The 23,332-nt window shown below is 72.0% G+C and carries 26 protein-coding genes; all 26 read right to left on the bottom strand.

What is annotated here, in order from left to right:
* Positions 1–244: 244 nt before the first annotated feature.
* The 26 genes from ACFRFC_RS05615 to ACFRFC_RS05740 all read right to left on the bottom strand — a co-directional run bounded on the left by ACFRFC_RS05615 (position 245) and on the right by ACFRFC_RS05740 (position 22,909).
* Positions 245–1,609: a DUF317 domain-containing protein gene (locus ACFRFC_RS05615; RefSeq protein WP_382683046.1), complete on the bottom strand. Its 1,365-nt coding sequence runs from the start codon at positions 1,607–1,609 to the stop codon at positions 245–247.
* A 29-nt stretch (positions 1,610–1,638) separates the two neighbouring features.
* Positions 1,639–2,754: a DnaB-like helicase N-terminal domain-containing protein gene (locus tag ACFRFC_RS05620; RefSeq protein WP_382683043.1), complete on the bottom strand. Its 1,116-nt coding sequence runs from the start codon at positions 2,752–2,754 to the stop codon at positions 1,639–1,641.
* On the bottom strand, positions 2,754–4,022 hold the full coding sequence (locus ACFRFC_RS05625; RefSeq protein WP_382683728.1) for a DNA cytosine methyltransferase: 1,269 nt from the start codon (positions 4,020–4,022) through the stop codon (positions 2,754–2,756). The genes ACFRFC_RS05620 and ACFRFC_RS05625 overlap by 1 nt, the downstream gene beginning before the upstream one ends.
* 5 nt (positions 4,023–4,027) lie before the next feature.
* Positions 4,028–4,894, bottom strand: a complete 867-nt coding sequence (locus ACFRFC_RS05630) for a hypothetical protein (protein ID WP_382683040.1) — start codon at positions 4,892–4,894, stop codon at positions 4,028–4,030.
* Positions 4,895–5,111: 217 nt separating this feature from the next.
* Positions 5,112–5,459: a hypothetical protein gene (locus ACFRFC_RS05635; RefSeq protein ID WP_382683039.1), complete on the bottom strand. Its 348-nt coding sequence runs from the start codon at positions 5,457–5,459 to the stop codon at positions 5,112–5,114.
* 166 nt (positions 5,460–5,625) lie between these two features.
* Entirely contained in the window at positions 5,626–6,453 is an 828-nt protein-coding gene (locus tag ACFRFC_RS05640; protein WP_382683037.1) for a hypothetical protein, read from the bottom strand.
* A gap of 173 nt (positions 6,454–6,626) precedes the next feature.
* Positions 6,627–7,193: a hypothetical protein gene (locus ACFRFC_RS05645; RefSeq protein ID WP_382683035.1), complete on the bottom strand. Its 567-nt coding sequence runs from the start codon at positions 7,191–7,193 to the stop codon at positions 6,627–6,629.
* 61 nt (positions 7,194–7,254) lie between these two features.
* A complete protein-coding gene (locus ACFRFC_RS05650) occupies positions 7,255–7,773 on the bottom strand; it encodes a hypothetical protein (RefSeq protein WP_382683032.1) in 519 nt (172 codons plus the stop codon).
* Between the two features lie 64 nt (positions 7,774–7,837).
* Positions 7,838–8,578 (bottom strand): DUF317 domain-containing protein, encoded by a 741-nt coding sequence (locus ACFRFC_RS05655; protein WP_382683029.1) that lies wholly within the window; start codon positions 8,576–8,578, stop codon positions 7,838–7,840.
* A complete protein-coding gene (locus ACFRFC_RS05660) occupies positions 8,575–9,138 on the bottom strand; it encodes a hypothetical protein (protein ID WP_382683026.1) in 564 nt (187 codons plus the stop codon). The genes ACFRFC_RS05655 and ACFRFC_RS05660 overlap by 4 nt, the downstream gene beginning before the upstream one ends.
* Positions 9,139–9,221: 83 nt before the next feature.
* On the bottom strand, positions 9,222–9,680 hold the full coding sequence (locus ACFRFC_RS05665; protein WP_382683024.1) for an XF1762 family protein: 459 nt from the start codon (positions 9,678–9,680) through the stop codon (positions 9,222–9,224).
* A complete protein-coding gene (locus ACFRFC_RS05670) occupies positions 9,677–11,467 on the bottom strand; it encodes a type IV secretory system conjugative DNA transfer family protein (protein ID WP_382683022.1) in 1,791 nt (596 codons plus the stop codon). Before ACFRFC_RS05670 ends, ACFRFC_RS05665 begins: the two co-directional genes overlap by 4 nt.
* 33 nt (positions 11,468–11,500) lie before the next feature.
* Entirely contained in the window at positions 11,501–11,869 is a 369-nt protein-coding gene (locus ACFRFC_RS05675) for a DUF317 domain-containing protein (protein ID WP_382683019.1), read from the bottom strand.
* A 27-nt stretch (positions 11,870–11,896) separates the two neighbouring features.
* Positions 11,897–12,262, bottom strand: a complete 366-nt coding sequence (locus tag ACFRFC_RS05680; RefSeq protein WP_382683017.1) for a DUF317 domain-containing protein — start codon at positions 12,260–12,262, stop codon at positions 11,897–11,899.
* Positions 12,263–12,847: 585 nt separating this feature from the next.
* A complete protein-coding gene (locus ACFRFC_RS05685; RefSeq protein WP_382683015.1) occupies positions 12,848–13,681 on the bottom strand; it encodes a DUF317 domain-containing protein in 834 nt (277 codons plus the stop codon).
* On the bottom strand, positions 13,675–14,301 hold the full coding sequence (locus ACFRFC_RS05690) for a hypothetical protein (protein ID WP_382683012.1): 627 nt from the start codon (positions 14,299–14,301) through the stop codon (positions 13,675–13,677). The genes ACFRFC_RS05685 and ACFRFC_RS05690 overlap by 7 nt, the downstream gene beginning before the upstream one ends.
* A 90-nt stretch (positions 14,302–14,391) precedes the next feature.
* The gene (locus ACFRFC_RS05695) at positions 14,392–15,192 is read right to left on the bottom strand and encodes a DUF317 domain-containing protein (protein WP_382683009.1); all 801 of its coding nucleotides are present in this window, start codon (positions 15,190–15,192) and stop codon (positions 14,392–14,394) included.
* Positions 15,189–15,575 carry a hypothetical protein gene (locus ACFRFC_RS05700; protein ID WP_382683006.1) on the bottom strand — a complete coding sequence of 129 codons (387 nt, stop codon included), beginning with the start codon at positions 15,573–15,575 and terminating at the stop codon, positions 15,189–15,191. The genes ACFRFC_RS05695 and ACFRFC_RS05700 overlap by 4 nt, the downstream gene beginning before the upstream one ends.
* A 35-nt stretch (positions 15,576–15,610) precedes the next feature.
* Positions 15,611–15,760, bottom strand: a complete 150-nt coding sequence (locus ACFRFC_RS05705) for a hypothetical protein (protein WP_382683004.1) — start codon at positions 15,758–15,760, stop codon at positions 15,611–15,613.
* A gap of 200 nt (positions 15,761–15,960) precedes the next feature.
* Positions 15,961–16,995, bottom strand: coding sequence for a hypothetical protein (locus ACFRFC_RS05710; RefSeq protein ID WP_382683001.1), 1,035 nt, complete (start codon positions 16,993–16,995; stop codon positions 15,961–15,963).
* A gap of 66 nt (positions 16,996–17,061) precedes the next feature.
* Positions 17,062–17,481 (bottom strand): hypothetical protein, encoded by a 420-nt coding sequence (locus tag ACFRFC_RS05715; RefSeq protein WP_382682998.1) that lies wholly within the window; start codon positions 17,479–17,481, stop codon positions 17,062–17,064.
* Between the two features lie 104 nt (positions 17,482–17,585).
* Positions 17,586–18,098, bottom strand: a complete 513-nt coding sequence (locus tag ACFRFC_RS05720; protein WP_382683726.1) for a hypothetical protein — start codon at positions 18,096–18,098, stop codon at positions 17,586–17,588.
* 187 nt (positions 18,099–18,285) lie between these two features.
* A complete protein-coding gene (locus ACFRFC_RS05725) occupies positions 18,286–20,085 on the bottom strand; it encodes a hypothetical protein (RefSeq protein ID WP_382682995.1) in 1,800 nt (599 codons plus the stop codon).
* Positions 20,082–21,224 carry an AAA family ATPase gene (locus tag ACFRFC_RS05730; protein WP_382683723.1) on the bottom strand — a complete coding sequence of 381 codons (1,143 nt, stop codon included), beginning with the start codon at positions 21,222–21,224 and terminating at the stop codon, positions 20,082–20,084. The genes ACFRFC_RS05725 and ACFRFC_RS05730 overlap by 4 nt, the downstream gene beginning before the upstream one ends.
* Before the next feature lie 194 nt (positions 21,225–21,418).
* The gene (locus tag ACFRFC_RS05735; protein ID WP_382683720.1) at positions 21,419–21,640 is read right to left on the bottom strand and encodes a hypothetical protein; all 222 of its coding nucleotides are present in this window, start codon (positions 21,638–21,640) and stop codon (positions 21,419–21,421) included.
* A gap of 528 nt (positions 21,641–22,168) precedes the next feature.
* The gene (locus tag ACFRFC_RS05740; protein WP_382682992.1) at positions 22,169–22,909 is read right to left on the bottom strand and encodes a DUF317 domain-containing protein; all 741 of its coding nucleotides are present in this window, start codon (positions 22,907–22,909) and stop codon (positions 22,169–22,171) included.
* Between the last annotated feature and the right edge of the window lie 423 nt (positions 22,910–23,332).

The raw sequence follows: 23,332 nt of genomic DNA on the forward strand, positions 1-23,332 counted from the left end.
CCACGTGAGACTGCGCGTCGCCGTTCCGCAGATCGGCGGGGGAGATGTCGCCCTCCTTGTTCCCGCGCCGTGGCACGTCGCTTCTCATCCAGCCGTGAACGAACGCCGCCCGCAGCAACGTCGGATGGAACTCGCTGGTGCGCACGATGCCCGTGCTCAACCACCGCTTTTCCGTGCTCTGTTCACACTCACCTGGTGGGGACGTCAGGGTTCGCCAACATGGTTGGGCGGACCGGTCGGTCATTCAGCGTGTGCGGCCGGCCTGGGGTGCGGGCGGTGCTGGAGGGGTGCCTCCGAGGGCTGCTGTCGCTGCCCGGCCTTCGGCCGGTGGGAGACGGGTTCCGGTCGTGTGGGCGAGGGTCTCGGAGAGGTCCGCGAGCAGTGTGCTGGGGGTGCCCGGGGAGGCGGTGAGGGTCCAGGTGGGGTGGTCGGGGTCGGGGCCGGCCCAGATGGTCCAGGTAGAGAGGTTGTGGTGCGGGCGTTGCGCGGTGAAGGCGTCGAACTGGACTCCCGCGTTTGCGTCGGGGGCGGTCCAGCGGATCCATCGTCCGTTCAGGGTGTGGGTCCATCCGGCGTCGGTGAGGGGCTGTGTTGAGGCGGTGACGATCTCCTCGGTGACCGTGGTGCTGACGGCGGTGTCCCAGACGCGGCCCTCGGCGAGGAGGTCCAGCAGTTCCTTCAGGACAGGGGCGGGGGTGGCGCCGGTCGCGGTGAGGACCCAGATGCGCTCGGAAACGGGGCTCTCGTAGGCGGCCACGATCCATGCGGTCTGGTGGCGGGGGGTGTCGTGGATGCGTTCGATGCGCAGGGTCTGGGACTCGTGGATGGCGTGGGTGGTGTCGTCGTCCCAGGTGCGCCACTTGTCCCAGTCGTCGTGGGTGGTGAGGAACGTGTCGAGGAGGGCGTCGTGGTCGCCGGGGTCGGCCGCGTACACCGGGACGGATTCCGGCTGCGGGGGTTCGCAGTCTGCTCTGGGCGGATGCAGGGCGAGCGTGGTGCGGGCGCGGGCGGTCTCCAGTTCGGTGTCGGTGAGGGGCGCGGAGCCGAGGCGTACGTCGCCGTACAGCTGCTCGAAGAGGCGCAGAGCCTGGGCAGGTGAGTCGAACGTGCTGGTGATCTGCCGCAGATGGTCCTGGCCGCGCAGATGGACGCTCTTGCCGGTGCTCACGTAGGTGCCCACCGCGAGAGTGGCCGGGTTCGCGTCTGTGCTCTGGCCGTGGGCGTGGATGAGGAGGCGGCCGTGGTGGATGTCGTCATGGATCTCCTGCGCTGTGTTGCACAGATCACGCAGGTCGCTTTCGGTGTGGGTGTACCGGTGCATGTGGGCCCAGATCCAGGGCCGGGCGATGGCTTCGCGGAGCCTGGGGGTGATCTCGACGGTGACGCCGTCGGCTGCCAGGTGCCGGGCTGCCCCTGCGGCCAGGTACGGCTCCTGGCCGTCGATGCGGGCCAGGACCAGGACGTTCTCCGCGACCGGGATCCAGTCGGCTGCTTCCAAGCCCGTGTGAGGGATGGGGGTCTGGGTGCCGGTGATGGTGGCGGTGACGGCGCTGGGGTGGTCGGGGTGAGTGTCGAGGACGACGTGGGCGTCCACGGAGGTGGTGGTCATCGGGGGTGCGGTTTCTCCTGCGGGTCGTGTCAGCGGGTGGCTCGGGCGGTTCGGGTGGGTGAAGTCGTCGGCGGGCCGGCGCGGATGGTGGTCGTCGCGGGGCGTGGTCGCTGTGGTGGGGCGGGTGTGGTGGCGTGGTGCCAGCGGGTGCGGATGGCGCCGAGGTCGGCGAGGGCCCGGCGTGCGCCGGTGACGAGCTGGAAGGGAGTGTTGGCCGGGTCGCGGGCGTATGCCTGGATACGGCGGGCGGTGTGGTCGGCGGTGGCCAGGAGTGAGCGCTGGAGGGTGCGTTCGGCCCAGTGCTCCACGCAGAGGGCTGGTTCGGCCAGCAGGCGGAGCACGTCGCCCGGTGTGCTGCCGGCGTCGAGGAGGCCGCGCTGCTGGGCCTCCCACAGGACGGTGACGGGGTCGACGGGCTCGTGGCGGCGGGCGAGGGTGGTCAGGCACTGCCAGAGTCCGGCGTGCGGGGGATGGGTGAAGTCGTCGGCGAGCAGCCACCGGACCGCCTCGATGTCGGCGGGGTGCGCGGTGGCGGTCGCGAGCAGCAGTTGCTCCTCCTCGGTGGCCTCGGTGTGTCCGGTTGAGGGCACCGGTGGTGGAGCGGGGGTGCGGGGCAGGGTGCCGGCCCGGGGCGGGAAGCGTGCCGCGATACCGTCCACGACCGTCGCGAGTTCGTCGGCCTCGGCGAGCACCGTCCGTACGGGCTGGGGGAAGGAGGCGTCGTGGACGGTGTGGACGAGGCGTTCGGCGGCGGCTTCCAGGCGGCGGCGGGCGTGCTCGGCCTCGATCATCCGCGCGTACGCGGGGGTGTGGCGGGGCCAGGGGCAGACGTGTATCAGGGTGTGCAGGTAGGAGGCGGTCAGACCGCGCGCCTGCTCGCGGGCCGTGACCAGGACCTGGTCGAGCCACTTGGCGTTCCTGGCGTGCTCGGCCGGGTCGGGCGGGGGCAGCGTGCTGATCGCGGCGAACAGGGCGCAGTGCGTGGCCCTGGAGAACGAGGCGGCGGTGATCCCGCTCAGGTCGGCGAGGCGGTGCGGATCGAGGAGGAGGGCACCGAGGAGGGCCTGCTCGGCGTGGAACACCGGGCGCGGCGCGGGCGCGGTGTCGGGCTGGTCGTCCTCGTCGGGTTCGGGGGCGGGGGGCATCAGGCTGCCAGGGTGAAGTCGGCGGCGTTCAGGGTGACATCGAGGTGCGGCGCGATGAGGTGACCGGCGAGCAGCGGGGGCACCGCGTTGCCGATCTGTGAGAACTGCTGGCCCTTGTTCCCGGCCCAGGGGTAGTCGGCGGGAAATGTCTGGAGGAGGCCGGCCTCGCGGGCCGTGATCCGGATCGGATCCGGCGCGGCCCGGGCGGCGGTTGCTCCTGTCGGTGGTGAGGCCGGCTCGGCGACCCAGGTGCACTCGTTCGCGCGGCGACCGAAGAACAGCGTGCCCGCCGGCTCCTCAACTGGCCGGACAGTGGCATGGGCCTGGTTGCTGCTGCGCAGGGCCCACCTCCAGGACTCCCGGGCGGCGAGCGCGGGATCCCGGCGGCAGCCGGGCCGAGGACCCGGGGCGTCCGGCCCGCAGCCGGGGGCGGCTGCGGGCAAGTGCGGCGGCCGGGCGCAGCGGTGGCCGCGCGGGGACCATGTGCCGCGGTCGCGGGCGTCGGAGAGGGCTTTGCGGGAGCCGGACGGGAAGGGCTCCGCGCCTCCTCCGGGACCGCCGCCGGCGCAGACGGTCGGCACCGGCCGGTCGGTGGCGCCCCAGCCGAGGGCTTCTGCCATCGACACCCACCGGGCGCGGCCGGCACCGAACAGCGTGTCGGGCTCGGCCGTGCGGGCGTGCGTGGGCGGCGGGGGCCCGGCGGAACGGACCCGGGAAGCGAGGAGAATCGCCCGCCTCCTCGTTTGCGGGACGCCGTAGTCGGCGGCGTTGAGGATCCCGGTCCACACCGAGAAACCCCAGCCACGCAGGACGGCCGCATACTGCCGCCACAGAGGCAGCACATCGGGGACCTCCTCCATCGCCACCCACTCCGGCTCACCCGCCAGGTGCAGGGCGCGCAGGTAGCGCATCGGTTCGGCGGCCAGCAGCGACCGGTCGTCCCGGCAGGCCGCGAGGAGCCGCTCGCGGGTGTCGCGTCCGGCCGCGAGGTCGGCGACCGCCTGGTGCACGAGCGGCTGGTCGAGAAGGCCGAGTCGCTTGCCCGCCATCGACCACGCCTGGCACGGCGGGGAGGCGATCAGCCCCGCCACCCGCCCGGCGAACACCCCCACCGGATAGGCCGCAATGTCGGTCCGGATGGTCACCAGCCCGGCCGCGGCCCGCGTCCGGCACGCCCACTCGTCCCATTCCAGGCCGACTTCCCGCACCTGCCACCGCGACAGGGGGATTCCCCAGCCGCCCGCACCCGCGAACAGATCGAGGACCATTCTCCTCACGCGGTGAGACCGAAGTCGTCCCGTACGGGCTCGGATCCGCGGCAGGCCCAGGGGGAGCAGCCGTCCACCGCACCCTCTTCCAGGTGCGCTGCGTCCAGCCCGTCGATCTCCGGCTGGAGGGCGGCCCATTCGGCGGCGGTGACATGGTCGATCGGTGCCTCGCCGAGCGGGACCCTGGAACGGTGCAGGAATGCCTGTCCGAGGAGCCGGTTCCCGTTCGCGTTCGCGCGGGCATTCCCCTCCCGGATGGCCGCGTCGAATTCCACGACATCCGCCCATTCCTCCGGTGACTCGTCCCGGATGGCACGCCACTGGGCGTTGCCGTGAAATGGGCAGCCGAGGCAGCTCGATTTGGGGGTTTCGGCGAGCCCGATGGATGTCAGGTAGCGGACGCAGTCGGCCCGGGACCAGCCCATGTCTGTGATGAGGGGGTGTCGGTTGTGCATGTATTTGACGTCGGCGTCCTTGGCCCGGTGGAATTCATCGGTGGAGATACCGACCCACTGCTCGACGAACAAACCCCTTGGGATCCGGGCGGGATACGGGTATCCGAGGAGTTCTCGGACCTTTTTCTTGATCGGCTTTACCTTGTATTCCCCTGTGCATTGCCGCCGGGTCATTCCCGGACGGCCGTCCTCGTTGAGGATATGGAGGGGCATGGATGCGAAACGGTGTTCCGGGTCGAGTGCGTCTTGGCGGATGTTCCCGGAGGAGACCCGCAGGATCTCAATTCCGGCGGGCTTCGCTATGTCGCGTTCCAGACGGTCGAGATGGTCGTAAACGGCCTTCGGTTCCCAGCCGGTGTCGGCGAATATCGCGTAGTCGACCTTGGGGAGTGCGCCTTCGGCGGAGAGGGCGAGCAAAGTGCTGGACTGTACTCCTGCGCCGAGGGACAGGGCACGGAATGCGGGGAGGGTGGAAATGCGGAAGTCCTTGTGGTGTGCGGAGGATTCGGGGCAGTACGGCGGGAGCGCCCTGGGCGGAGCCGGTGCTGCGGACGCGGAAGCCGACGGTGACCTGGGGAGTCGGGGCGGTGCCTGGTGCTGTTCTGCGGGATCCCGGTGGTGGATGCGGGGCTGGTCAGCGGGTGGGCCCCTGGCGGGAGGCGGGCGCAGGTGCGGCGCGGGCGTCGGCGCCCGGTGCGGTGCCCGCGGCGTGGAGGGTGGCGCGGCCGGCGGGGGTGAGGAGGAGGGGCTGGCCCGAGTGGATGCTCACGCTGACGTCCCGGGCGATGAGCCCGGCGGCGCTCAGCGCGTCGATGACGGGCATGGTGATCCGGGCTGACGTCCCGGTGGCCATCACGCGGAAGGGACCGCGAAAGCCCCGGTACAGGACCACGTCGTGGCGGTCGATGATCTCCAGGGCGCGGTGGCGGGCGGGGGTGAGCCTGAAGTCCGTTCCGCGCGCGGAGGCGGAGGAAGGAGGCACAGGAAGCGCCCTTCTGGTCTGGTGGGGAGCGGTAGTTCGATGACGGTGCACGGTGCCGGGCCGTACGGGGGCGGCCAGGTCCGGGCAGCGGGCCGGGGCGGGCGCGGGTGGTGCGCCCCGCAGCCGGGACACGGTGCCGTCGTCGGGCGGGAGCGCGCCGGGTCTTTCAGCGGCGTGTGTGGCCGGTGTCGGCCGGTCCCAGGGAGGCGGTGGGAAGGAGAGCGGACCCTGCGGGCCGGACTGTGGAGCTGTGGAGGATGGTGCTGAGGGCGCTGATGCCGAGCGCGGTCAGGTGCGCGCGGTCGCGCAGGGGGCCACCGGGGAAGAGCGGGGGTACCGAGGCGGGTTCGCTGATCAGCAGCCGCTGGTCGTGCAGGCTGTGCAGCGCCTGGGCGTCGACCGGCACGGAGTCGCCGTAGACGCGGTCGCCCTGGCCGACGATGGTGAGGTGCCCCCGGGCGACCATGAGCAGGACGCCGCGCTGGGATCCGTCGACGGCGGCGGCCCTGCCGGGCGCCTGGGTGCGGAATCTGGGGGCGAGATGGACGGCGGACTCGATGATCGCCGGAGACGCGAGCGCGGTCAGTTCCCGGGCCAGGGCCACCATCTGCCCTGCGCCGCGCCGGCGATCGAGGGGGAGGCCCGGCTCATCTTCCGTGGGCAGGGAGTGCTGCGCGGTGCCGAGGTAGCGGGCGGCTCCGCCGGAGAGATAGGCGATCTGACGCAGCCTTACCAGAGTGCTCGGGACCGGTTCGACGGCGGGGAGGCGCTGCTGCTGGATGGCCCTGACGCAGGCGAGCGTCTCGCGCTCCAGGCCGTGCGCGGAGGCGGTGTAGGTGTCGGGGCCGGGGTGGGGGTGGCCGTGGAGGAGGAGATCGATGCGGTCGTTGTGCCGGGTGTGGAGACCGGCGAGCGCCAGCAGCTGCTCGACGGGTGTCGGTGATCGGGGCACGTCCATGTCGAACAGGGGCGCGTGGGGGTCGGGTGCTGTCATCGGCGGGACATTCCGGGTGGTGACCGGGCAGGGGGAAGAACTGGTCAGGGAGTCGCGCCGGGGCCGGTCGTGTCGGGCCCGGAAGGTGCATGGTCCGGCTGTGCGGTCGCCGACAGGGGTCGAGGCACAGCGCCGTGGCTCCTGCCGTGCCGGCCGGTCCCGGCGCGGGGACGTCAGCGGGTGCGGGGCTTGGCCGTGCACCCGGGTGCGGGGACCGGTGCGGGCTCCGGGCCTGGCTTCGGCGGGATGGCGTCGACGGTGGGGAAACCGAGAGCGACGTGGACGGTGATGCCTTCGGTGTACAGATGGCTTTCCAGCCGGACGACGGCGCCGACTCGGTCGCGTTCGCTCAGGCCGGGAGGGAGCGTGAGTATGTCGCCGGTGGTGAGGAAGCCGTGCCGGGTGAGGATGTCACGGCCAGCGCTGGTGCGGGCGGTGGCGGTGACCTGCTCGCCGGCGAAGGTGATGCGGACAGCGGCCTGTTCGGGGCCTGAGCTGGGCTGGCGGGTGGTCCAGGCAAGGTCGGCGAAGTCCAGGGTGTGCGCGAGGAGCCCGTACAGGGCGACGCCCGCCTTCTCGTGCGCCTCGGCCGTGGTCGGGCCGGGCGGGAACAGGTAGAGGGTGCGCCCGTGATGGGAGCGGGCGGTGAACCCGGCCTCGGCCAGTGCCTGCCGGGCGCCGGGGATGGGGGCGTTCAGGGTGACGAAGGTGTGGCCGTCGTCGGTCGAGCCGATGAACACGTCGTGGTGATCGGTGATGGCGATGCGAGGTCCTCGAAGGTCGGCTGGTGGCAGAGGTGCGTCAGCGGCGGCGGCCCGCTACGGGGCCGGGAGACCGGGGGGCATTGGGCGTGGTGGTGGCCGGGCGGTGGAGTGCGGTGCGGGCCTGGGCGAGCGAGCGGCGGGCGTTGCGCAGATGGCGGCGCAGCGTGTCGGTCGCTTCCGACTCGTGGTGGGGCGTGGTGACGTGGGGCGGCTGGGAGAGGACGGCGAGGGGCGCGAGGGCTTGCCCGTAGTGGCCGAGGGCGCGGGTGCCGTGGCTGAGTGCCTCGGCGAGCGGGCCCGCCGCGGCGGTGAGGGTTTCGACGGGCAGTTGGGTGCTGGTGGAGTCCCCTTGGCCGGGGCTCTCGTGGGAGTGGCCGGTATGGAAGTGGCTGTCTGCGGCGAGCCGGGTCACCAGGTGGCTGATCAGCGCGATGTGCCGGACGACGGTGAGTATCCCGCTGGTCGCGAGGGCGACCGGGTGGGTGTCGATGTCCCTGCCGACGGCGTCGATCGCGTCGCGGTGGGTGAGGCTGTCCAGGTCATGAGGTTTGTACACGGAGCGTGGTCCTTGACGGGGGTCGGCGCGGATCGCTTGCAGCCCGGGGACGCGGGCCCGGGTTTCAGCGCAGCGGCCCTCGGGCGCCGGGCGTGGTGGGCGGAGGGCCGGGCTTGTCCGTACTGGTCGTGGCGGAAGAGCGTGTGCCGGCGCCGTGGGCGTGCCGTATGTCGTGTGTTCCGACCGCGGTCTGGGTGACGGAGTGCGGGTCCGGGACGTCGCTCCTGGCGCGCAGGGCCGGTGCGTCGCGGGCCAGGGCGGTGGCGAACGCGGTGACGAGGTGGAGGGGCACACTGTCGAGTTCACCGTCCCAGAAGTGCGAGCCGTGGGGCGTGCTGACGTCGATGAGCCACGTGGTCGCGGCAGGGTCGGCGGTATCGACGCGATGGAGCCGCAGGGTCTGGGAGGGGTGCCAGGCGTAGTCGTCGCGGGTGCGCTGCCATCCTGCGGCGGTCAGTACGGACCAGGGCTCCGCGGGTTGTCGCGGCTGAGGGTCTGCGAGGGCCTGGAGGACCTCGGCAAGGATTTCGGCGGGCAGGTTGCCGCCGAAGGATGCTGTCCACGGGCGGCCCTCGTGGCTGCCGGAGAGGTGCCACCACAGGGCGACGGAGGAGGGCGCGGGCCGTAGGGCGACCGTCGACTCGCCGGTGGGACTGGTGTAGGTGAGGCGGGTCGTGTCCGCCTCACAGTGGCTCGTCCATCCCGCTGCTCGCAGGGTTCTGGTGACCAGGCGTACGTCACCGGGGCCTGCCAGGAAGCGGGGTGTGGTGGCATACAGCGGGCTGTCGGCTCCTGAGTCGTTCATCGCGTGTGACCCGTCCGGCGCCGTGCTGGGGGTGTGAGCGCAGGTGCCGCCTGGGTGGGGATGTTCGGGCCGGTGTGCGTCGTGAGGTCCCGGGCGATGATCGTGGCGAGGTAGTGGCAGCCGGTGGATGCGAGGTCGAGCTGTTCGAGCGCTTGGCTGTGGTGTTCCTCGATGAGGGGCGCCGCGTTCTGGTGCAGGAGGGCGCGGACCGTGTTGTTGTAGGGGGTCCCGTTGAACGCCGTGCCCGGCAGCGGGTTGGCGGCCAGGACGCCGGCGAGTTCGGCGGCGGCGATGGTGGTGCTGTGGACCGTGGAGGTGAGCGCTTTCACGGTGGTACGGCTGCCGGGGAGGGTCGTGTACTGGCTGCCGTCGAGGGCGGCGAGGCGGTCCATCGCCTGCGCGGCCAGGGCGTTGACCGCGATGATCTGCCGGGTGATCTGCCGCCGCAGTTCGCTGCCGGGGGTGAGATCGAGCGAGCGGACGTCGCTGTGGACGTTTTCGAGGGCGTCGGCGAGGCCGTGCAGAAGTATGGTTTCGGCGTTCAGGTCGGTATTGCGCAAGGCGCTCCAGGCGTGGCATTGGCATGAGGGCAGGGGGCGGGGAGCGGTGGCCGGCCTGTCACGGAGGGCCTGGCCGCCTTCGGTCAGGGTGCTTCCCACAGGAACCGGGCGGTGTGGTCGTTGCCGTGGCCGGTGCGGGGGCGGGAGGGGGTGTGCCATCCGGGTCGGGGCGGGCGCCGGGCGGTCAGGCGCCAGCCGGCGCCGCGCAGCGATGCCCCGCTCTCGCCGTCCTGCGTGGACGTGATCAGACGCTGGTATCCGAGGGCCTTGGCGGCCCGCCACGCCGCCCCGTAGAGGGTGGAGTTGGCGTTGCGGGTGCCGTCGGTGGCGGTCCGGGTGACTTCCAGGGTGGTGCCGTCGTCGAGATGGCGGGCGACGGGCCGGCCGACGATCGCGACCGCGCGCAGGACGCCGTTGTCGTCGACTGCTCCGACGGCGAAGATCTGCCCGGCGGGCGGTGGATGGTGGCGGTGCCAGGTGCGGACGAATTCCTTCGCCTCGCGGGAGCGGACCGGCACCAGGTGCAGCCGGGAACTGTTCACGCGTCCTGCCCCGGTACGGGCGGGGAAGGTGCGTGCTTGGCGACGGCGCGGGCGGTGATCGCCTTCGATGCGAGGGCGGAGGCGGCGGCCAGGCGGTCGGCGCCCGGCTCGGTGTACCAGGGGCGCAGGTCGAGCATGGCGGCGCGCATCCCGGTCGCGAAGAGCAGCGCGGTGCCCTTGGGGAGGGCGCGGATGGCGTCGGCGGGCAGGATTCTCTCCTGCCTCATGCTGACGGAGGTCGATCTCCCGGACTCGGAGGTGGAGGTCGAGGTGGTGGGGACGTCGTGGTCGCCGATCAGCCGGGAGAGCTTGTCGGCGAAGTCCGGGTCGTCGATGCCGGAGCCGATGACCTTGATGGTCGCGGCGGACCACATGGCGTCCATGCCCGAATCGCCCCATACCTTCTGGCCCTGGCGGTAGGACTGCAGGATCGTGATGGGGATGATCCCGCGAGATCCGAGGTGGGAGTACAGGTCCGGGAGGTCGCTGATCTTGCAGACGTTGGCGGCTTCGTCGAGGATCGCCAGCATCGGCGGGTCGAGTCTGCCGCCCGCGCGTTCGGCCTGGGCGGTCGCGGCCCGCATCACGGAGTCCGCGCACGCGGCGATCAGCGCGGAGGCTCCGCCGCCGCCGTCCTTCGACAGCAGGAACAGGGTGTCGGTGCCGGTGACGAAATCGGCGGGCCGGAACTCCGGTATCTCCTTCTGGGGGGTGACCCAGGCGGCGATCTCGCTGTTGAGGAGGGCGGCGGCGTACTGGCGGGCGGTCTCGTAGATGCCGTCCCGGGTCTCAGGCGGTCCTTCCACGGTGCCCTTCAACTGTGCGGCGACGGCGGTGAAACCGTGGTCGCGCAGAATGTCGAGCGGGGTGCGGTTGGCGGGGAAGGCGAGCCAGTCCATGACATCGGTGACCGGCCGCTCGTCGAGGGCCGCGGCGAGGAACACCTGCGACAGGATGTTGGATCCGGCCTTGGACCAGAAGTCGCCCTGCTGGGAGGCATCCACACTCGCGGCGAGGAAATGCCCGGCGAGGCGGCCCGCGCCGTCGAGTGATTTCGCCCCGGCGAGGGGGTTCCACCACATCCTCCGCTCCGCGTGGGCGATCTGCTGCGGGTCCATCGTCCACACCCGCCCCGCTGCCGTCCGCGCGTCGAGGGTGGCCGTGTAGGCGTCGCCTGCCGCCTTGTTGGAGGTCAGCAGAACGGGGCCGGGCGCGGCGAGGATGGACGGGATGGCCAGCGAGGTGGTTTTCCCGGAGCGCGGGGCCATGATCGCCACGGCCACGTCCTCGTACCCCATTCGCACCTCGGTGCGTGTCCCTTGGAGGTTGCCGAGGAGGATGCCGGTCTCGGCCGGTGTGATGGTCTTCGCGTCCTTCAGGCTCGGGCGCAGACTGCGGGCCTTGGCGGTGATCGCCTTGGCCAGCAGCGGCTCGATGTCCTTCGCCTTCGCCGTCCCGGTGATCTTCTTGCGGCGTCCGGGGCCGCCTCCTCGGCGGGTCCAGTACAGGGAGCAGATCACGCCGAGGGCGATCAGGAGGGCGGCGGGGATGATCCGTGCCCCGATGAGGAGGGACGTTTCACCGAGGTGGGGCCAGAGGCGGTCGGGGTGGAGGAGGGCGTCTGCGGGCCGGTAGGGCGCCCACGAGCCTCCGCTGACGGTGTGGGTGAGGTTGCCGGTGATCCAGGCCAGGTTGGCGGCCGGTACGGCGACGCCGAACAGGCCGAGGAGCGCTTTGAAAGCGAGGTCGGTGCCGGGACTGCTGGAGACGGAGGGGGAGTTCGGCAAGGTTCGAGGAGTCCGAGGGAAGCGGGAGCGTGGTCAGCGGGTTCGCGGTTGGTTTGGCCGGGCCCGTGGTGAGGGCTGGGCGTTGTGCGGGTTCGGGGCCGTGGCCAGGTGCTGGATGCGGTCTTCCAGCGCGGAGGCGAGATCGGCAGCGGGAACCTCACGGACGGCGATCAGGGCGTGGTGGCGCGTGCTGGGTGAGAGATGGAGCGGGTCCCGGCGCACGGGCGCGGGATCGGCGAGTGCCCGGGTGAAGCCGGTGATCACCGCGGTCGGAGTGGTGCCGGAGAAACTGGCTTCCCACAGGCGGCCCTCGGGGTCGCCGCTGACGGTGGCGGTCACGAACCAGGCGTCGGTGCCGTCGTGGGTGAAGTGATCGACCGTGGTGAAGCCGTCGGGCGACATGAGGCCGTCGTGGTCGCGGCCGGGCAGCTAGCCCTGCTCCAGGAGCGGTTCGTAGGGGTCCGTCTGTGCTGTGGTGCGGGGGTGGGTGAGGGCGTCGGTGGCGCCGGCGATGATCTCGACGGGGGTGCGCCCGCCGAAGCTTGCGTGCCAGGCGGGCTTCCCGGCGTCGGCGGTGTGCTGGAGCGTCCACCACGGGCCGTCGGTGGCGGGCTCCAGCCTCAGGAGTGCCTTCTGGTCGGGGCTGGAGAGGATGACCCGGGGCATCAGGGGGTCGTGGCCGTGGCTCCAGCCTGCGGCCCGGTGGAGCGGGACGATGATCCATCCCGGGTCTCCGCCGTCGGCCAGGGAGCGGGGTGCGATGAGGCACATGTCGACGGTGCTGGCCGGGGTCATCGCCGCACCGGCCGGGACACGGAGGCGGGGGCGGGCTGCGCGGGGACGTGGGTGGCGGGCCGGGGCTGCCCGGGTCCGGCTGCGGCGCGGATGCCGGTGACGGCGGGGGCGTGCAGGGCCCATTCCTCCAGCAGCGGCCAGGCCGCCGCGTTCCGGTCGGTGAGTACGGCCCCGTATGCCTCGCTGCCTGGCCCGGTTCCGGGCGGCAGTGCGCTGAGAGCTTCCTCGGCGGTGGTGGCGACCGTGTCGAGCTGGCTGGTAAGGCCGGTCAGGACGCCGAGCTGCCACCCCCACCGGGGCTGGGCGGTCCGGTCCGGGAGCTGGGGGCGGCGCTGTTCGGCGGAGGCGACGAGCCGTGCCGCGATGCCGGCGAGTGCTTCCCAGGCGTCCCAGGCTTGGGCGTTGCGCTCCTGTTCGGCCTGCTGGTGGGCCTCGTCGTCGTAGGGTTCGCCGCTGGGGTCGGTGTGGGTGTCGATGCGCGTGTCCCACGCGGTCTGGAGCCGGTCCAGAGTGTTCAGGAAGCCGGCGAGCAGCTCGTCCGGACCGGGACCGTGGGTGTGCTGGTGGGTGTACGGGATGGGGGTTTCACCGTGCCTGTCGTCGAGGGGATGAGAGTGCCGGGGAGGGCGGTGGGCTGGGAGTGGGGGCCTGCTCGGGATGGCGGCGGGCGGCCCGGACTCGCGTGCGGATCGAGTCGACGCGGTCGTGGTGGGCCCGGACGTAGTCAGCGGGCACCATGGGGCTCTCGGTGCGCCGGGCCCGGTAATGCCCGAGGGGCTGCTGCCAGTTGCGTCGCAGTGGTGCCGGGGCGGTCAGCGCGCGGGCCAGACCGTGGACCAGATGCGCTGGGCATGCGTTCCGGATCGAGGCCATCCACACGGGAGCCCCTTCGTCCGGACGGGGAACGACTTCGACACGCCAGAAACGGGGGTCTTCGACGTCCTGGCTGTCGGGCCGGTGAGCGATGTGGACCAGCCCGTCCGGGGACCGGGCCTCCGCGTTGCCGTCGGGGTGGACGGTGTGGTCCCAGCCCGCCCCGGACAGCAGGTCCCACACCTCCGGCAGGTCCTTTGCGGGGGCGGGAAGGAGAAGGCCGTCGGTGAAGCCGGCGAGGATCTCCGCCGGGACCGGCCCGAAGGACGCGGACCAGAACGCGCCCGGAGCGTTGCTGCTCACCTGCCAGGTCCTGCTGTTCCAGGTGGCCTGGGGTTCGTGACGGAGCCGGTGGAGGTGGTCGGGGCTGATCATGTCGACGACCGCTGTCAGAGGGTCGGACCGCACCGTCCATCCCGCGGCGGCCAGGGCGTGGGTGACGTGCCGTGCGTCCCCCGGGCCGGCCAGATACCGGGGTGACACGTCGTCGAGGAGGCTGCTCTCGTGGTCGGCGGTGAAAGCCTCCAGTTGCTCCGGCCTCAGCAACGTTGGCCACCGGCACGGTGGGGCCCCGGCGCCGGCGGCGTCCCCGGACCCTGGGCGGGCCGCTCGGTGGCCGTGACCGTGTGCGGCCTGCGGCGAGATACCGCCGGTGCGGGGGAGCCGGCCGGCGCGTTGGCGGGATGGACCATGCTGTTCAGTTCGATCACCGTGTGCCCGCTGATGGCCCAGATCTCCAGCGGATGCCACGCCTCGTCGAAGAATTCGGTGAGGATCAGGTCGGCGGTCTCCAGGTTCGCGCCGGGGCCGGCGAAGTGGCCGCGGAGGCGTTCGACGGTGTCCTCGTGCTCGCGGTCCAGGGCCTCGGCCGCCCGGCCCAGCGCCCGGAGCCTGGCCGCCCACGGTGCGCGCGAGGGGGCGGGGAGCTGGTCGAGCTGTGCCGTCGCGGTGGCGAGGAGCTGCGGGACCTGTACCCGGATGGACAGGAACGCGATCCAGATGAGGCGGTCGCGGCGGTGGGCGGCCCAGCTGTATGCGTCGATGTCGACGGGCTGTCCGTCCTCCTGCTGCTGGGCGGGGTTCTGGTCGAAGGTCTCCACGATGATCTTGGCCTGGCGCAGGAAGAGGCCGAGGAAGTCGAGATGGTCCGGCGAATGGGCTGGCATGTCGGCCTGTCTTTCTGCCGTGGGGCCGAACTCGGCGTTCGGGGGGATCGGCGGCTGCGGTGGCCCTGGGGCCGGCCGGGCCTGGCGGGGTCAGCGGCGGCCGGTGGCGTATCCGGTCGGGATACGGGTGTCGGGTCTGGGGCTGCGGGGGCGGGCGGTGGCCCAGGAGGAGCGGGCCCAGGTGGCGGCGCGGGCGGCGGTGATGCGTGCCTGCTGCCAGGCGCCGAGTTCGGAGGGGCGCAGGGAGACGGAGGTGGTGCGGATGCGGTCGCTGGGCGCGAACATGCCTCGCGGGCGCATCACGGGCTGGGGGTCGGCCAGTGCGGTGGTGAGCGCCTGCACCAGATACAGCGGCGTCGTTGATGACAGTTCCGCGTCCCAGGCCCGTCCGTGTTCGTTGCGGGCCCCGATCCACCAGTGCGCCTGGCCCGGTGAGGACTGGTGGAACTGCACGAAGGCGTTGCGGTCGGGGCTGGTGGCGGTGACGTGCTGTCCGCTGCGGGTGTTCCAGCCCTGGGTGTCCAGCGGGGCCCAGACGTTGGGTGCGTGGGCGGAGGGGGGCTGGGTGAGGGCGTCGGTGAGCCCGGCGATGATCTCGACGGGGGTCCGGATGCCGAACTTCGCTTCCCACGGCGGCTGATGGCCGGCGGATTTCCCGCGGATGGTCCAGCCGCCCGGCTGGCTGAGCGGGTCGAACATGATCCGGACGGACTTCGTCGGGCTGTCGAGGACGATCGGGCCCCTGGTCTTCGAGCGGTTCTTCCAGCCGCAGGCGCGCAGGAACTCGGTGATGTGGCGCAGGTCGCCTCCGCCGGCGAGGTAGCGGGGCTCGATGAGGTAGTGCTGCTGGGGCTGGTCGTGCCATCCGGCCCAGCCCTGGGGATGGTTCACCGGTGCCGCCGTGCGATCAGGGGGGAGGCGGCCGGAGGTGTGGGGGTACTGCCGGGCGGTTTGGGCGTGGCGAGGTCGCGCAGGGTGTCGGTGTGCTCGTCCAGATCCAGGCCGATGTCATGGAGTTCGTTCGCGGCTCGGCCGAGAGCGAGCCACACCTCGGGCGGGAGCAGTCCGTGCTCAGCATGGGATTTGGCGAAGTGGGAGCCGGTGGCCATCAGGGTGGTGAAGCGGCCGAGGATTCCCTCCTCGGGGTCGAGGACCTCGCTGATGATCTGCGCGGCGAGCAAGGGCGGGGCCTGGATGAGGCGCCCGGCCAGTTGGTCGATCTGGCGGGCGATCTCACGGGCACGCTGGACAGGGGCGGGTGTCGGGTCGGTCATGGTCCTCCGGACAGCGGGACACAAGGGGGCGGGGGTCAGAAGTCCTGGCGGCGGCTCGGCCTGCGGACCGGACCCCAGAAGGCCGGGATATGCGGCACGTTGTCCCGCTCGGGACGTTCATAGGAGACGGGGGTGCGCCGGCGGACGGGGGCCGGGCGGGCGGCGGTCCGGCGCAGCAGGGACATGCAGCGGTGCGGCCAGCTGGGACCGGGGAGGCGGGGAATGGGGTCTTCGATGACAGGAGGGAAGGGAGAACGGCGTTGGCCCTCCGGGCCGCGGCCATCCCGGGACCTGGCCCGGGATGGGGAAGGTTCAGGAGGTTCGGCCCCGGGCGGGGGAGGCTGCGGGGGCGCTGTCCGGCCGATGGCGGATTGGGGGCGCGGTGTCATCGGACCCGGGCGGCGGGCCGGGCCTGCTGCGCCGGGGCCATCGCGGTGCTGTCGGGGCTGAAACGGGGTGCCGGGTGCCGCAGGGCGAGGCTGGTGCCGAGCATGGCGAGCCGCGCTCCGACGGTGCGGATGGTCCTGGCCTGAAGGGCGCTGTCGTCTCCGGCGAGGACCAGCGTCCCACCGGCGGGGGACGGTGTGAAGCCGTGCTCGGTGAGGATCTCCCGCACCGGCGTCGACGGGGCGTGGGCATGGAGGTCGGTGCCGGACCAGGTCAGCGTCAGCGACTCCTCCAGCCCCAGCCGGATCGACTGGGACAGGACCAGGTCGAGGGCCGCCTGGTAGCGGGGCAGCAGCCCGGCCTGGACCATCTGGGCGGCGGCTTCCGGGTCGGCGGGAACGGCGATACCGTCGGGCTCGCGCACACCCCCGAACGCCTCCGGCGGCAGAGCCGGGGCGATGGCGGCGACGAGGAAATCGTCCTCGTGGCCCGGCCTGCCGGTGAGGTAGAGGCGGGTGCCGCTGCCGTGGGTGAGGATCGCGTCATGGTGCAGCGCCTTGGTGGCGATGGCGTCGGCGACGATGTTCATGTCCCACACCGCAGCGGCGCGGGCCATCTGCTCCGCACGGTTGGCGTGCCGGCGGTAGTCCACGCTCCAGCGGCCGGACAGCTCACCGGCCAGAACGGCGGCGAACCCCTCCACATCGTGGTCTTGCTCGTGGTCGTGCATGGGCTCCTCGGGGAGAAACGAAAGGGGGGGACAGAAGGCTTCGGCGGCAGGAGAGACGGGCTTCGGCTGGGGGCAGCAGGGCAGGCCCTCCGCCGCCGGAGGGTCCGCGGCAACGCCGAGGTCCTGGTGGAAGCCGGCCGTGGCGATGACGACTCCGGCGAGAGCGAGGACGTCGTCGTATGCGGCGGTCACCTCCGCAAGGACCTCGGCGACCTCGTCGCTGGTGGTCGAGGCACGGATGCCGGCGGACAGGCCAGCCGGTTCCCGTGTGCACTCACGCCATGCCTGATCGGGTCTCGACACGGCCGTCCGAGCGCCTGCGCCAGCCGCCCGGCCGCCACAAGAGTGGGCTCTCACTCACGAAGGCGATCACCGCTGTCCGCGCCGGTCGTGGGTGTGGATGAGCTGGTTCAGGGCGGTGAGGATGTACCAGCCGCAGTCCACCGGGCTCCTGGCGCCGCGGGTCCGGGGCCGGATGTGGTCTTTGAGTGCCCGTTGGTGGTTGAGGCAGTCCCGGCACCGCCGGGAGAGGTGGATCATGTAGCGGGGATGGGCGGTGACGTAGGTCTGGGTGCCTCCGTTGGGGTTCCTCAGCCGCCAGCCGTCCTCGTCGGTCGGTGTGTGCCAGGACGGGGTGACGACCGTCATCGCCTCGCCCCACAGGTCCCCGTCGGCGATGCCCTTGACGATGATCACCTGGTCGCCCGGTCGGAAATGGGCGTGTGTGATGTCCCGATCGGGAGTCAGGGTGTCGGCCGGTATGTACGGCGGGCGGGAGGATGGGGGCACGGCGGGAGTCCTTCCACAGGGCGCGGGGTGGCGGTGGGGAGGATTCAAGGGTCCGGAGATTCCCCGGTTTGGCGAACCGGGCATCGCCGGGTACAAGCGGTCGGTCAGCGGTAGGGGTTCTCGGTTGCACGGTCGGATCCTGTGGCGGCGTCGAGGAGTTCGGGCAGGTCGGTGCCGTCCGAGCCGCGCTGGTCGATCCACCAGCCTGCTCTGGTGATGGTGCGGGCCTTCTCTTCCAGAACCGACCAGTCCGCCTCGTCCAAGGCGCCCTCGATCACCAGAGCGGTGTGTGCCGTGGTCACGAGCTGGTGGCGGCACCGCTCACCCCAGCCCAGGGCCTTCTTTGGGCCTTCGAGCGCAGGCATGTCGAAACGTGCCGCCCACTCCGCGGCGGCAGCATGTTCGGCCGCGCGGCGGTCGGCCAGCCACTCCTCGCGGCTCGCCGTATCGCCGGTGCGGGCTGTACGCCAGCAGTCGGTGCAGTCCCGGCCCGCGAGCCAGCGGGCGAAGGCGGCACGCCGGTCGGCCGGACGGCCGGAGAGATCGTGTGTCCATTCGTGTCCACAGCTGTGGACAACGTCCCATCGGGTGCGGACCCCCGGGGAATTCCGTTTGATGGGCGTTACGTTCGAGGTCGGGCTGCTGGTCCGGGGCTTCAAATCGAGTGCCTTTCGTTGGCGGTTGGGGTGGTGGCCTGCGTCGTTGCGGGGGGTCGTGCATCAGATGCGCGATTCATGCGGCGGACGGAGGTGGTCTGGAGTGCTTGGCGGTGGTCTCGGGGACGCTTCCGCCTTCTGCGTCGTCTCAGCGTGTCCTGCGGATGGCGTCTGTGGCCGCCGCGGCGATGGCGACGGGAGCGTTGGAGGGCTGGGGCAGGTGCAGCAAGGTGGTCCCCGGCAAGTGGCGGGACTCCGCGGTGAGGGTGAGCTGGAGTACGGCGCAGCCGGCGGTCGTGAGCTGCTTGACGCGGGTGACGGCTTGAGCGGTTTCGTCGCGGCTGTACCGGGCGTCGGTGACGATCACGAGGAGGCGGCCGGCGCCGGGGCGGCTGAGTTCGAGGCCGTGGTCGAGTGCGTCGATGGCGTCGCCGAGGTTGTGGTGGCGGCCCTTGGCGTCGAACGTCTTCACGCGCTCTGGTGCTCGGTGGGTGGGCCGGGTCAATGCGGTCAGGTGCATGTCATAGGCGATGGTGGCGGTGAGGGAGTCGGGGTCGGTCAGGGCTGCTGCGCGTGCCACGATCCAGGCAGCGGACGCGACGGGCGCGCAGGCGGCACGCATGGAGCCGGAGACGTCGACGGCGATACCCACACGCAGCGGTGGGGTGGGGGAGTTCCGGCGGCGGGTGTGGGTGAACGGTTGGGCGGTGGGGACCGACCCGGCCGCGCGCTGAGCGTCGCGGGCGAGGGCAGCGCGCATGTTGAGGCGGCCGGGCGGGGTGGGGCTGGTGGTCCGCTCCTCGGTCCGCTCGCGGTAGGCGGCGGCACGCAGGGCGCGGCTCAGGCGTGCGGCGGCACTCTGCTCGGCGGCGGTGGGCCTGCGGGTGCCAGTGACCGGATTGCCGTGGGGCGCCGGTGTGCCGTCGGGGGTGACGGTGGTGCCACGGGCGTTGAAGACCGACTTGGCGGTGGCGGCGGCTCGGCGTCGCTGGCCGGCCCGCTGGGCGCGGTCCTGAGCCTGCGCCTTGGACTGCGAGGCCAAGGCGTCGGTCGCTGCGGCCTGTGCCGCGAGGTCGGCGGCGTCGGTGGCTGCCGTGCTGTCCATGACGACCCCCACGGCGCCGGACAGCAGATCGGTGAGGTTCTCCGGCACGGGCAGGGCGGGGGCCGCGGTGTCCAGAGCGTCGCACCATTTCTGGGCGTGCGCGAGCATGGTCGTGGCGTCGTGGTCGGCGCACTGGTGGGCTGCGGTCCAGATGCGGGTGAGTGTGGCCAGCAGGTTTTTGCCCAGCACCTTTTCGCACAGATCGGCGACGGCCCGGGTCTCGCCGGCGTCCAGGATACCGGCGTCACGGCGGCCGAGGACCAGGGCCGCCACGGCGGCGGCGTGCTCGATGCCCTGGAGGGTGGGGTGGGCGATGTCGGGCATGACCAGGGTTCGGGCACTGGTGCGCAGGTACGTGCGGTCTGTGGGCCGCGTGATCAGGTGTGCGCCTTCGACGCGGCTCTCCTCCAGCAGGAGCGCGGCCTCGACGACACGGGGGTTCGCTCCGGCAGGCTGTGTCCAGACGGAGTGGGCCGCGTGCGCGGCCTCGTGGACGAACACTCCCCAGGCGGCGGGATACCGCTCCTCGTCGCCCACGATCCGCGGATGGATCTCGTGGGGCTGGAGCGGGGCGAACAGGCCGGCGTCGAACTCGACCTCGCCCAGAGTGGGGAAGAACGCGGCCGGTGCGCCGCTGCGCGTGCCGGGGCGGCAGGTGACGAGGAGGTCCTGGCGGCCGGAGAGGTCGACCAGCCGGTCGCCGAGTTCGGCTCCCACGCGCAGCCACGCGTTGGGGGAGGAACGGGGTTGCGCGGGCGGGGCGCCGTCGTCGTCCCATCGCGCGAGGTCGGCGTCGTCGTCCCGGGTGGTGGCCGGGGACTGGACGTGGTGGTGGGTGCTCATCGCGAGCGGCCCCGGTGCGCGGAGCCAGTGTTGCCCGGGGGCTGCCGGACGGCCGAGGCGGGGAGCTGCTTGCCGAGGGTGAGGGGCGCGACCTCCTTGACGCCGGCAGCCTTGATGACGGCAGTGGCGACGGCGTCGCGATCCTCCACAGGAGCGATGCCGACCAGGTTCGCGAGCGCGGCTTTGGTGCCGAGGACGGCCTCGGTCTTCTGGTAGCTGAGCAGTTCCCGCAGTTGGGGGGCCCAGCCCAGCTCGCCGAGTTCGACTTGGCGGGCGAGGTGCCGGGCGACCCGGACCACCCGGGCATCGATCCTCAAGGCCAGGGCGAGGTCATAGTCCGTGCCGATCTGGATCTGCACGCTGAACCGGCTCGCGAGCGCCTCCGTCAACACCGCGCCGTGGACGCCGGGATTGTGGCCCGCCACCACGTAGAAGCCCGGCTCGGCTTTGATGGTCTCGCCCTTGTGGGCCTTGACCTGGATCTGCCTGCGCCCGTCCATCGCGGGATACAGCGCCGCCAGGACCTTCGGTGAGATCAAGGTGGCATCGTCGATCAGCAGGGCGCGGCCCTCGGTCATCGCGGTGACCAGCGGACCGTACTGGAAGACGTAGGCTCCCGCGTCGTCCTGTGTGTACTCGCCGATCAAGTCGCCGACCGTGGTGTCGCCGTCGCCGGCGACGGTGAGCAGGTCCGGGAACGCCGCCTCCACCAGCGATGTCTTGCCGGTGCCCGGAGGGCCGTAGAGCAGCACCGGCACGTCGGCGTCGCGCAGGCGGTTCAACGCCTCGACGTCGGGCAGATCGGCCAGCTCCCGGGGATGGTAGAGCTGGCCCCCCGCGCGGCGGATCGGACCGGTCTGCCCGGGCGTGGCTGCTGCGGGAACGGTCGTGCGGGCCGTGGCCGCCTGGGCGCGGGGAGAGTGGGTGCCCGGTGGGCTGATCACAGCGGTCTGCGCGGCTGCGGCGGTTTTCGCGTTTGCGCGGAACTCCGGTTGTCCGGTTCCGCCTTGGTCGGCCTCGCCGCGTCGCACCAGGGTGAGGGCGGCGTTGCGGACGGCGCCGTGGGAGTGGCCCAGCTGCCTGGCCATGTCCCCAATGGTGAGCGTGTTTGCCGGCCGGTCGGCCAGCAGCCGGGCCACCTTGGCCCGCAGTTCGCCGCCCTTGGTGCGCGCTGGACTGGTAGGCGCTCCGGGTGTGGTCAAAGCGAGGCCCCTTCAACAGGTGCGGGTGCGGTCGGGGTTGGCGATGAGCTGGAGAGGCCGGCCGTTCTCGGAGCGGATCACGGACTGTGCCGACATCGGCGACCGGGCCGACCGGGGCGTACCGTCGGCGCTCACCGGCCGACCGAGGGCTCGGTCCAGGTGCAGGGGATGGTCGGCGACGAACAGTTCGCCGGCTGCCGAGCAGGCCCGTGCGTCCGCTCCGTACCGGGTTCCGTCGCTCGGCAGGCGCAGCCTGGCGTCTTTTCGAAGCCGGACTGGAGCAGGATCCGCCGGGCGGCGGCGTTGTAGCCGGTGGTGGTGATCTCGCCGGTGATGGTGTGCCGGATCGTCATGAACGGCTCTTCTGGTGCTTCGGGCAAGGCGGATCTCCTATCGGTGGTGGCGGGAAAGCGGTGGGGTGTTGGGCGAAGGCGAGGCGGGCCCGGAGCTTCCAGCACATCAACGGTGCGTGGCTGGACCACCAACGATGGGCACTGACTGCCGACATGCTCCAGGGCGGGCCTCACCGCCCCGCAGCTACCTGACTCGCCTTTCCGCACGTTCTGATAGCCGGGCGTACCAACTACGGCCATAGGTTGTACTCCCTGGTAACTGATTCTGTGGGTGGGGTGTTCACCGCTCCTGTGTGGGCGGCGGAGCGAGGGACGGGACTCAGTCGTGGTGGGTGGGCCGGTATCCGGGCCGGCCGGGGGCTGACGGGATCGTCGCGTCGCCGGGGACGAGGGCGCGCAGGTAGCGGCGGAACAGGAACGCTGCCAGGCGCGGCGGTCGTTCGCCGGTGATCGGGGGCGGGGTTCGGAGGTGTGCGAGAGGCAGGGCGCTCTCCTCGGATGCAGGTGGCGGGAAGCGTGAGCGACGGGTCAGCGGGTTCGGGAAGGATGATGGTGGGGGCGGGCCGGCGGCAGCGGACGTGGGGTGCGGCGCCGATCGCGGGCTTCGGCGATCCGTGCTTCGAGGTCCGCCCGCTCCTGGTCGGTGGTGTACGGGGTCCGGGTGAGCCGGGTGTGGCGCTCGCACCCGTACATGGGCACGCCGATGGCCATGCGGGGCAGCGGGTTGTCGTCCGCGAGGCGGCGGGTGAACGCGGTGACCACGGCGGGCGGGGTGCGGGGGCTGAACGAGGCAGTCCACCAGGTGAAATCGCCGACCGCGCACACGGCGTACCAGGGGCTGGGCCCGGGTTCTCCGGTGATGCGGACCAGGCCGTCCGGTGACACGGCGGTCGCTGCGGACGCGGCGGGATCCGTGGCCCATCCCGCCGCGTGCAGCGGGCCGAGAACCGCAGGCGCACGGCGCGGTCCGGGCTCCTGCATGGCGACGACGAGATCGGTGATGTACTCGACGGGGATGTGTGCCCCGAGCACGGCCGACCAGTGCCGGCCGCCGGCCGGGGCGGCGTGCAGGCTCCACTTCCACGTTCGGCGGTCCAGGCTCACCTGAAGGCTGCCGTCGGGGCCGGCCAGGACCGTGTGGGTGTCGACCGTAGAGATGTCCTTCCACCCATGGCCGCGATGCAGCAACTCGGTCAGGTGCTGCCAGTCGCCGCCGCCGGCGATGTAGCCCGGTGCTGCCAGGACGTAGGGGATGGTCGGGTGGGGCAAGACACTCCTTGCAGGCGAGGTATCGGGAGAGAGGCAGTGGACGGGCTTCGGGAGCCGGCCAGGGCGGCCCTGCGGCGTGCCCGGTCAAGAGCGCGGGGCGAGCGGTTGGTTCTCAGGGGTCTTGGGGTGTGCGTTCGCCGGTCCCGGGTGCGCTGGCAACCGGCCAGGAGGGCGGCGGCATGCTGAGGGCGTGCGGGAGGTGTCCGGCGGGTGTGCTCGGTGGCGCGGCGGCCGTCCGGGCGTAGCGGACAAATGGTTCTCCGCCGGCCAGCCAGATCTCGGTCAGGGGATGTATCCGTGCCTTCTGCGAGCGGATGGCCCGAGCCTTGGCCGCCGTTGTGCGCAGGGCGTGTTCCGGTCCGGGGCGTATCGAGGCGGCGGTGTTCGGCGACAGATTCTTCGCTCAGGTCCGCGGTGTTCCGG

Origin of the sequence: Streptomyces sp. NPDC056734, assembly GCF_042790455.1 — a bacterium.
Classification (GTDB): Bacteria; Actinomycetota; Actinomycetes; order Streptomycetales; family Streptomycetaceae; genus Streptomyces.

What these genes read in the sequence shown, in the direction of transcription:
- ACFRFC_RS05675 (WP_382683019.1), bottom strand. Translation starts at nt 11,869, where the DNA reads ATGTCGCCCGACGGCTTCACCACGGTCGATCACTTCACCCACGACGGC.
- ACFRFC_RS05615 (WP_382683046.1), bottom strand. Translation starts at nt 1,609, where the DNA reads ATGACCACCACCTCCGTGGACGCCCACGTCGTCCTCGACACTCACCCC.
- ACFRFC_RS05640 (WP_382683037.1), bottom strand. Translation starts at nt 6,453, where the DNA reads ATGACAGCACCCGACCCCCACGCGCCCCTGTTCGACATGGACGTGCCC.
- ACFRFC_RS05680 (WP_382683017.1), bottom strand. Translation starts at nt 12,262, where the DNA reads ATGACCCCGGCCAGCACCGTCGACATGTGCCTCATCGCACCCCGCTCC.
- ACFRFC_RS05690 (WP_382683012.1), bottom strand. Translation starts at nt 14,301, where the DNA reads ATGCCAGCCCATTCGCCGGACCATCTCGACTTCCTCGGCCTCTTCCTG.
- ACFRFC_RS05725 (WP_382682995.1), bottom strand. Translation starts at nt 20,085, where the DNA reads ATGAGCACCCACCACCACGTCCAGTCCCCGGCCACCACCCGGGACGAC.
- ACFRFC_RS05700 (WP_382683006.1), bottom strand. Translation starts at nt 15,575, where the DNA reads ATGACCGACCCGACACCCGCCCCTGTCCAGCGTGCCCGTGAGATCGCC.
- ACFRFC_RS05655 (WP_382683029.1), bottom strand. Translation starts at nt 8,578, where the DNA reads ATGAACGACTCAGGAGCCGACAGCCCGCTGTATGCCACCACACCCCGC.
- ACFRFC_RS05735 (WP_382683720.1), bottom strand. Translation starts at nt 21,640, where the DNA reads ATGACGATCCGGCACACCATCACCGGCGAGATCACCACCACCGGCTAC.
- ACFRFC_RS05705 (WP_382683004.1), bottom strand. Translation starts at nt 15,760, where the DNA reads ATGTCCCTGCTGCGCCGGACCGCCGCCCGCCCGGCCCCCGTCCGCCGG.
- ACFRFC_RS05625 (WP_382683728.1), bottom strand. Translation starts at nt 4,022, where the DNA reads ATGGTCCTCGATCTGTTCGCGGGTGCGGGCGGCTGGGGAATCCCCCTG.
- ACFRFC_RS05620 (WP_382683043.1), bottom strand. Translation starts at nt 2,754, where the DNA reads ATGCCCCCCGCCCCCGAACCCGACGAGGACGACCAGCCCGACACCGCG.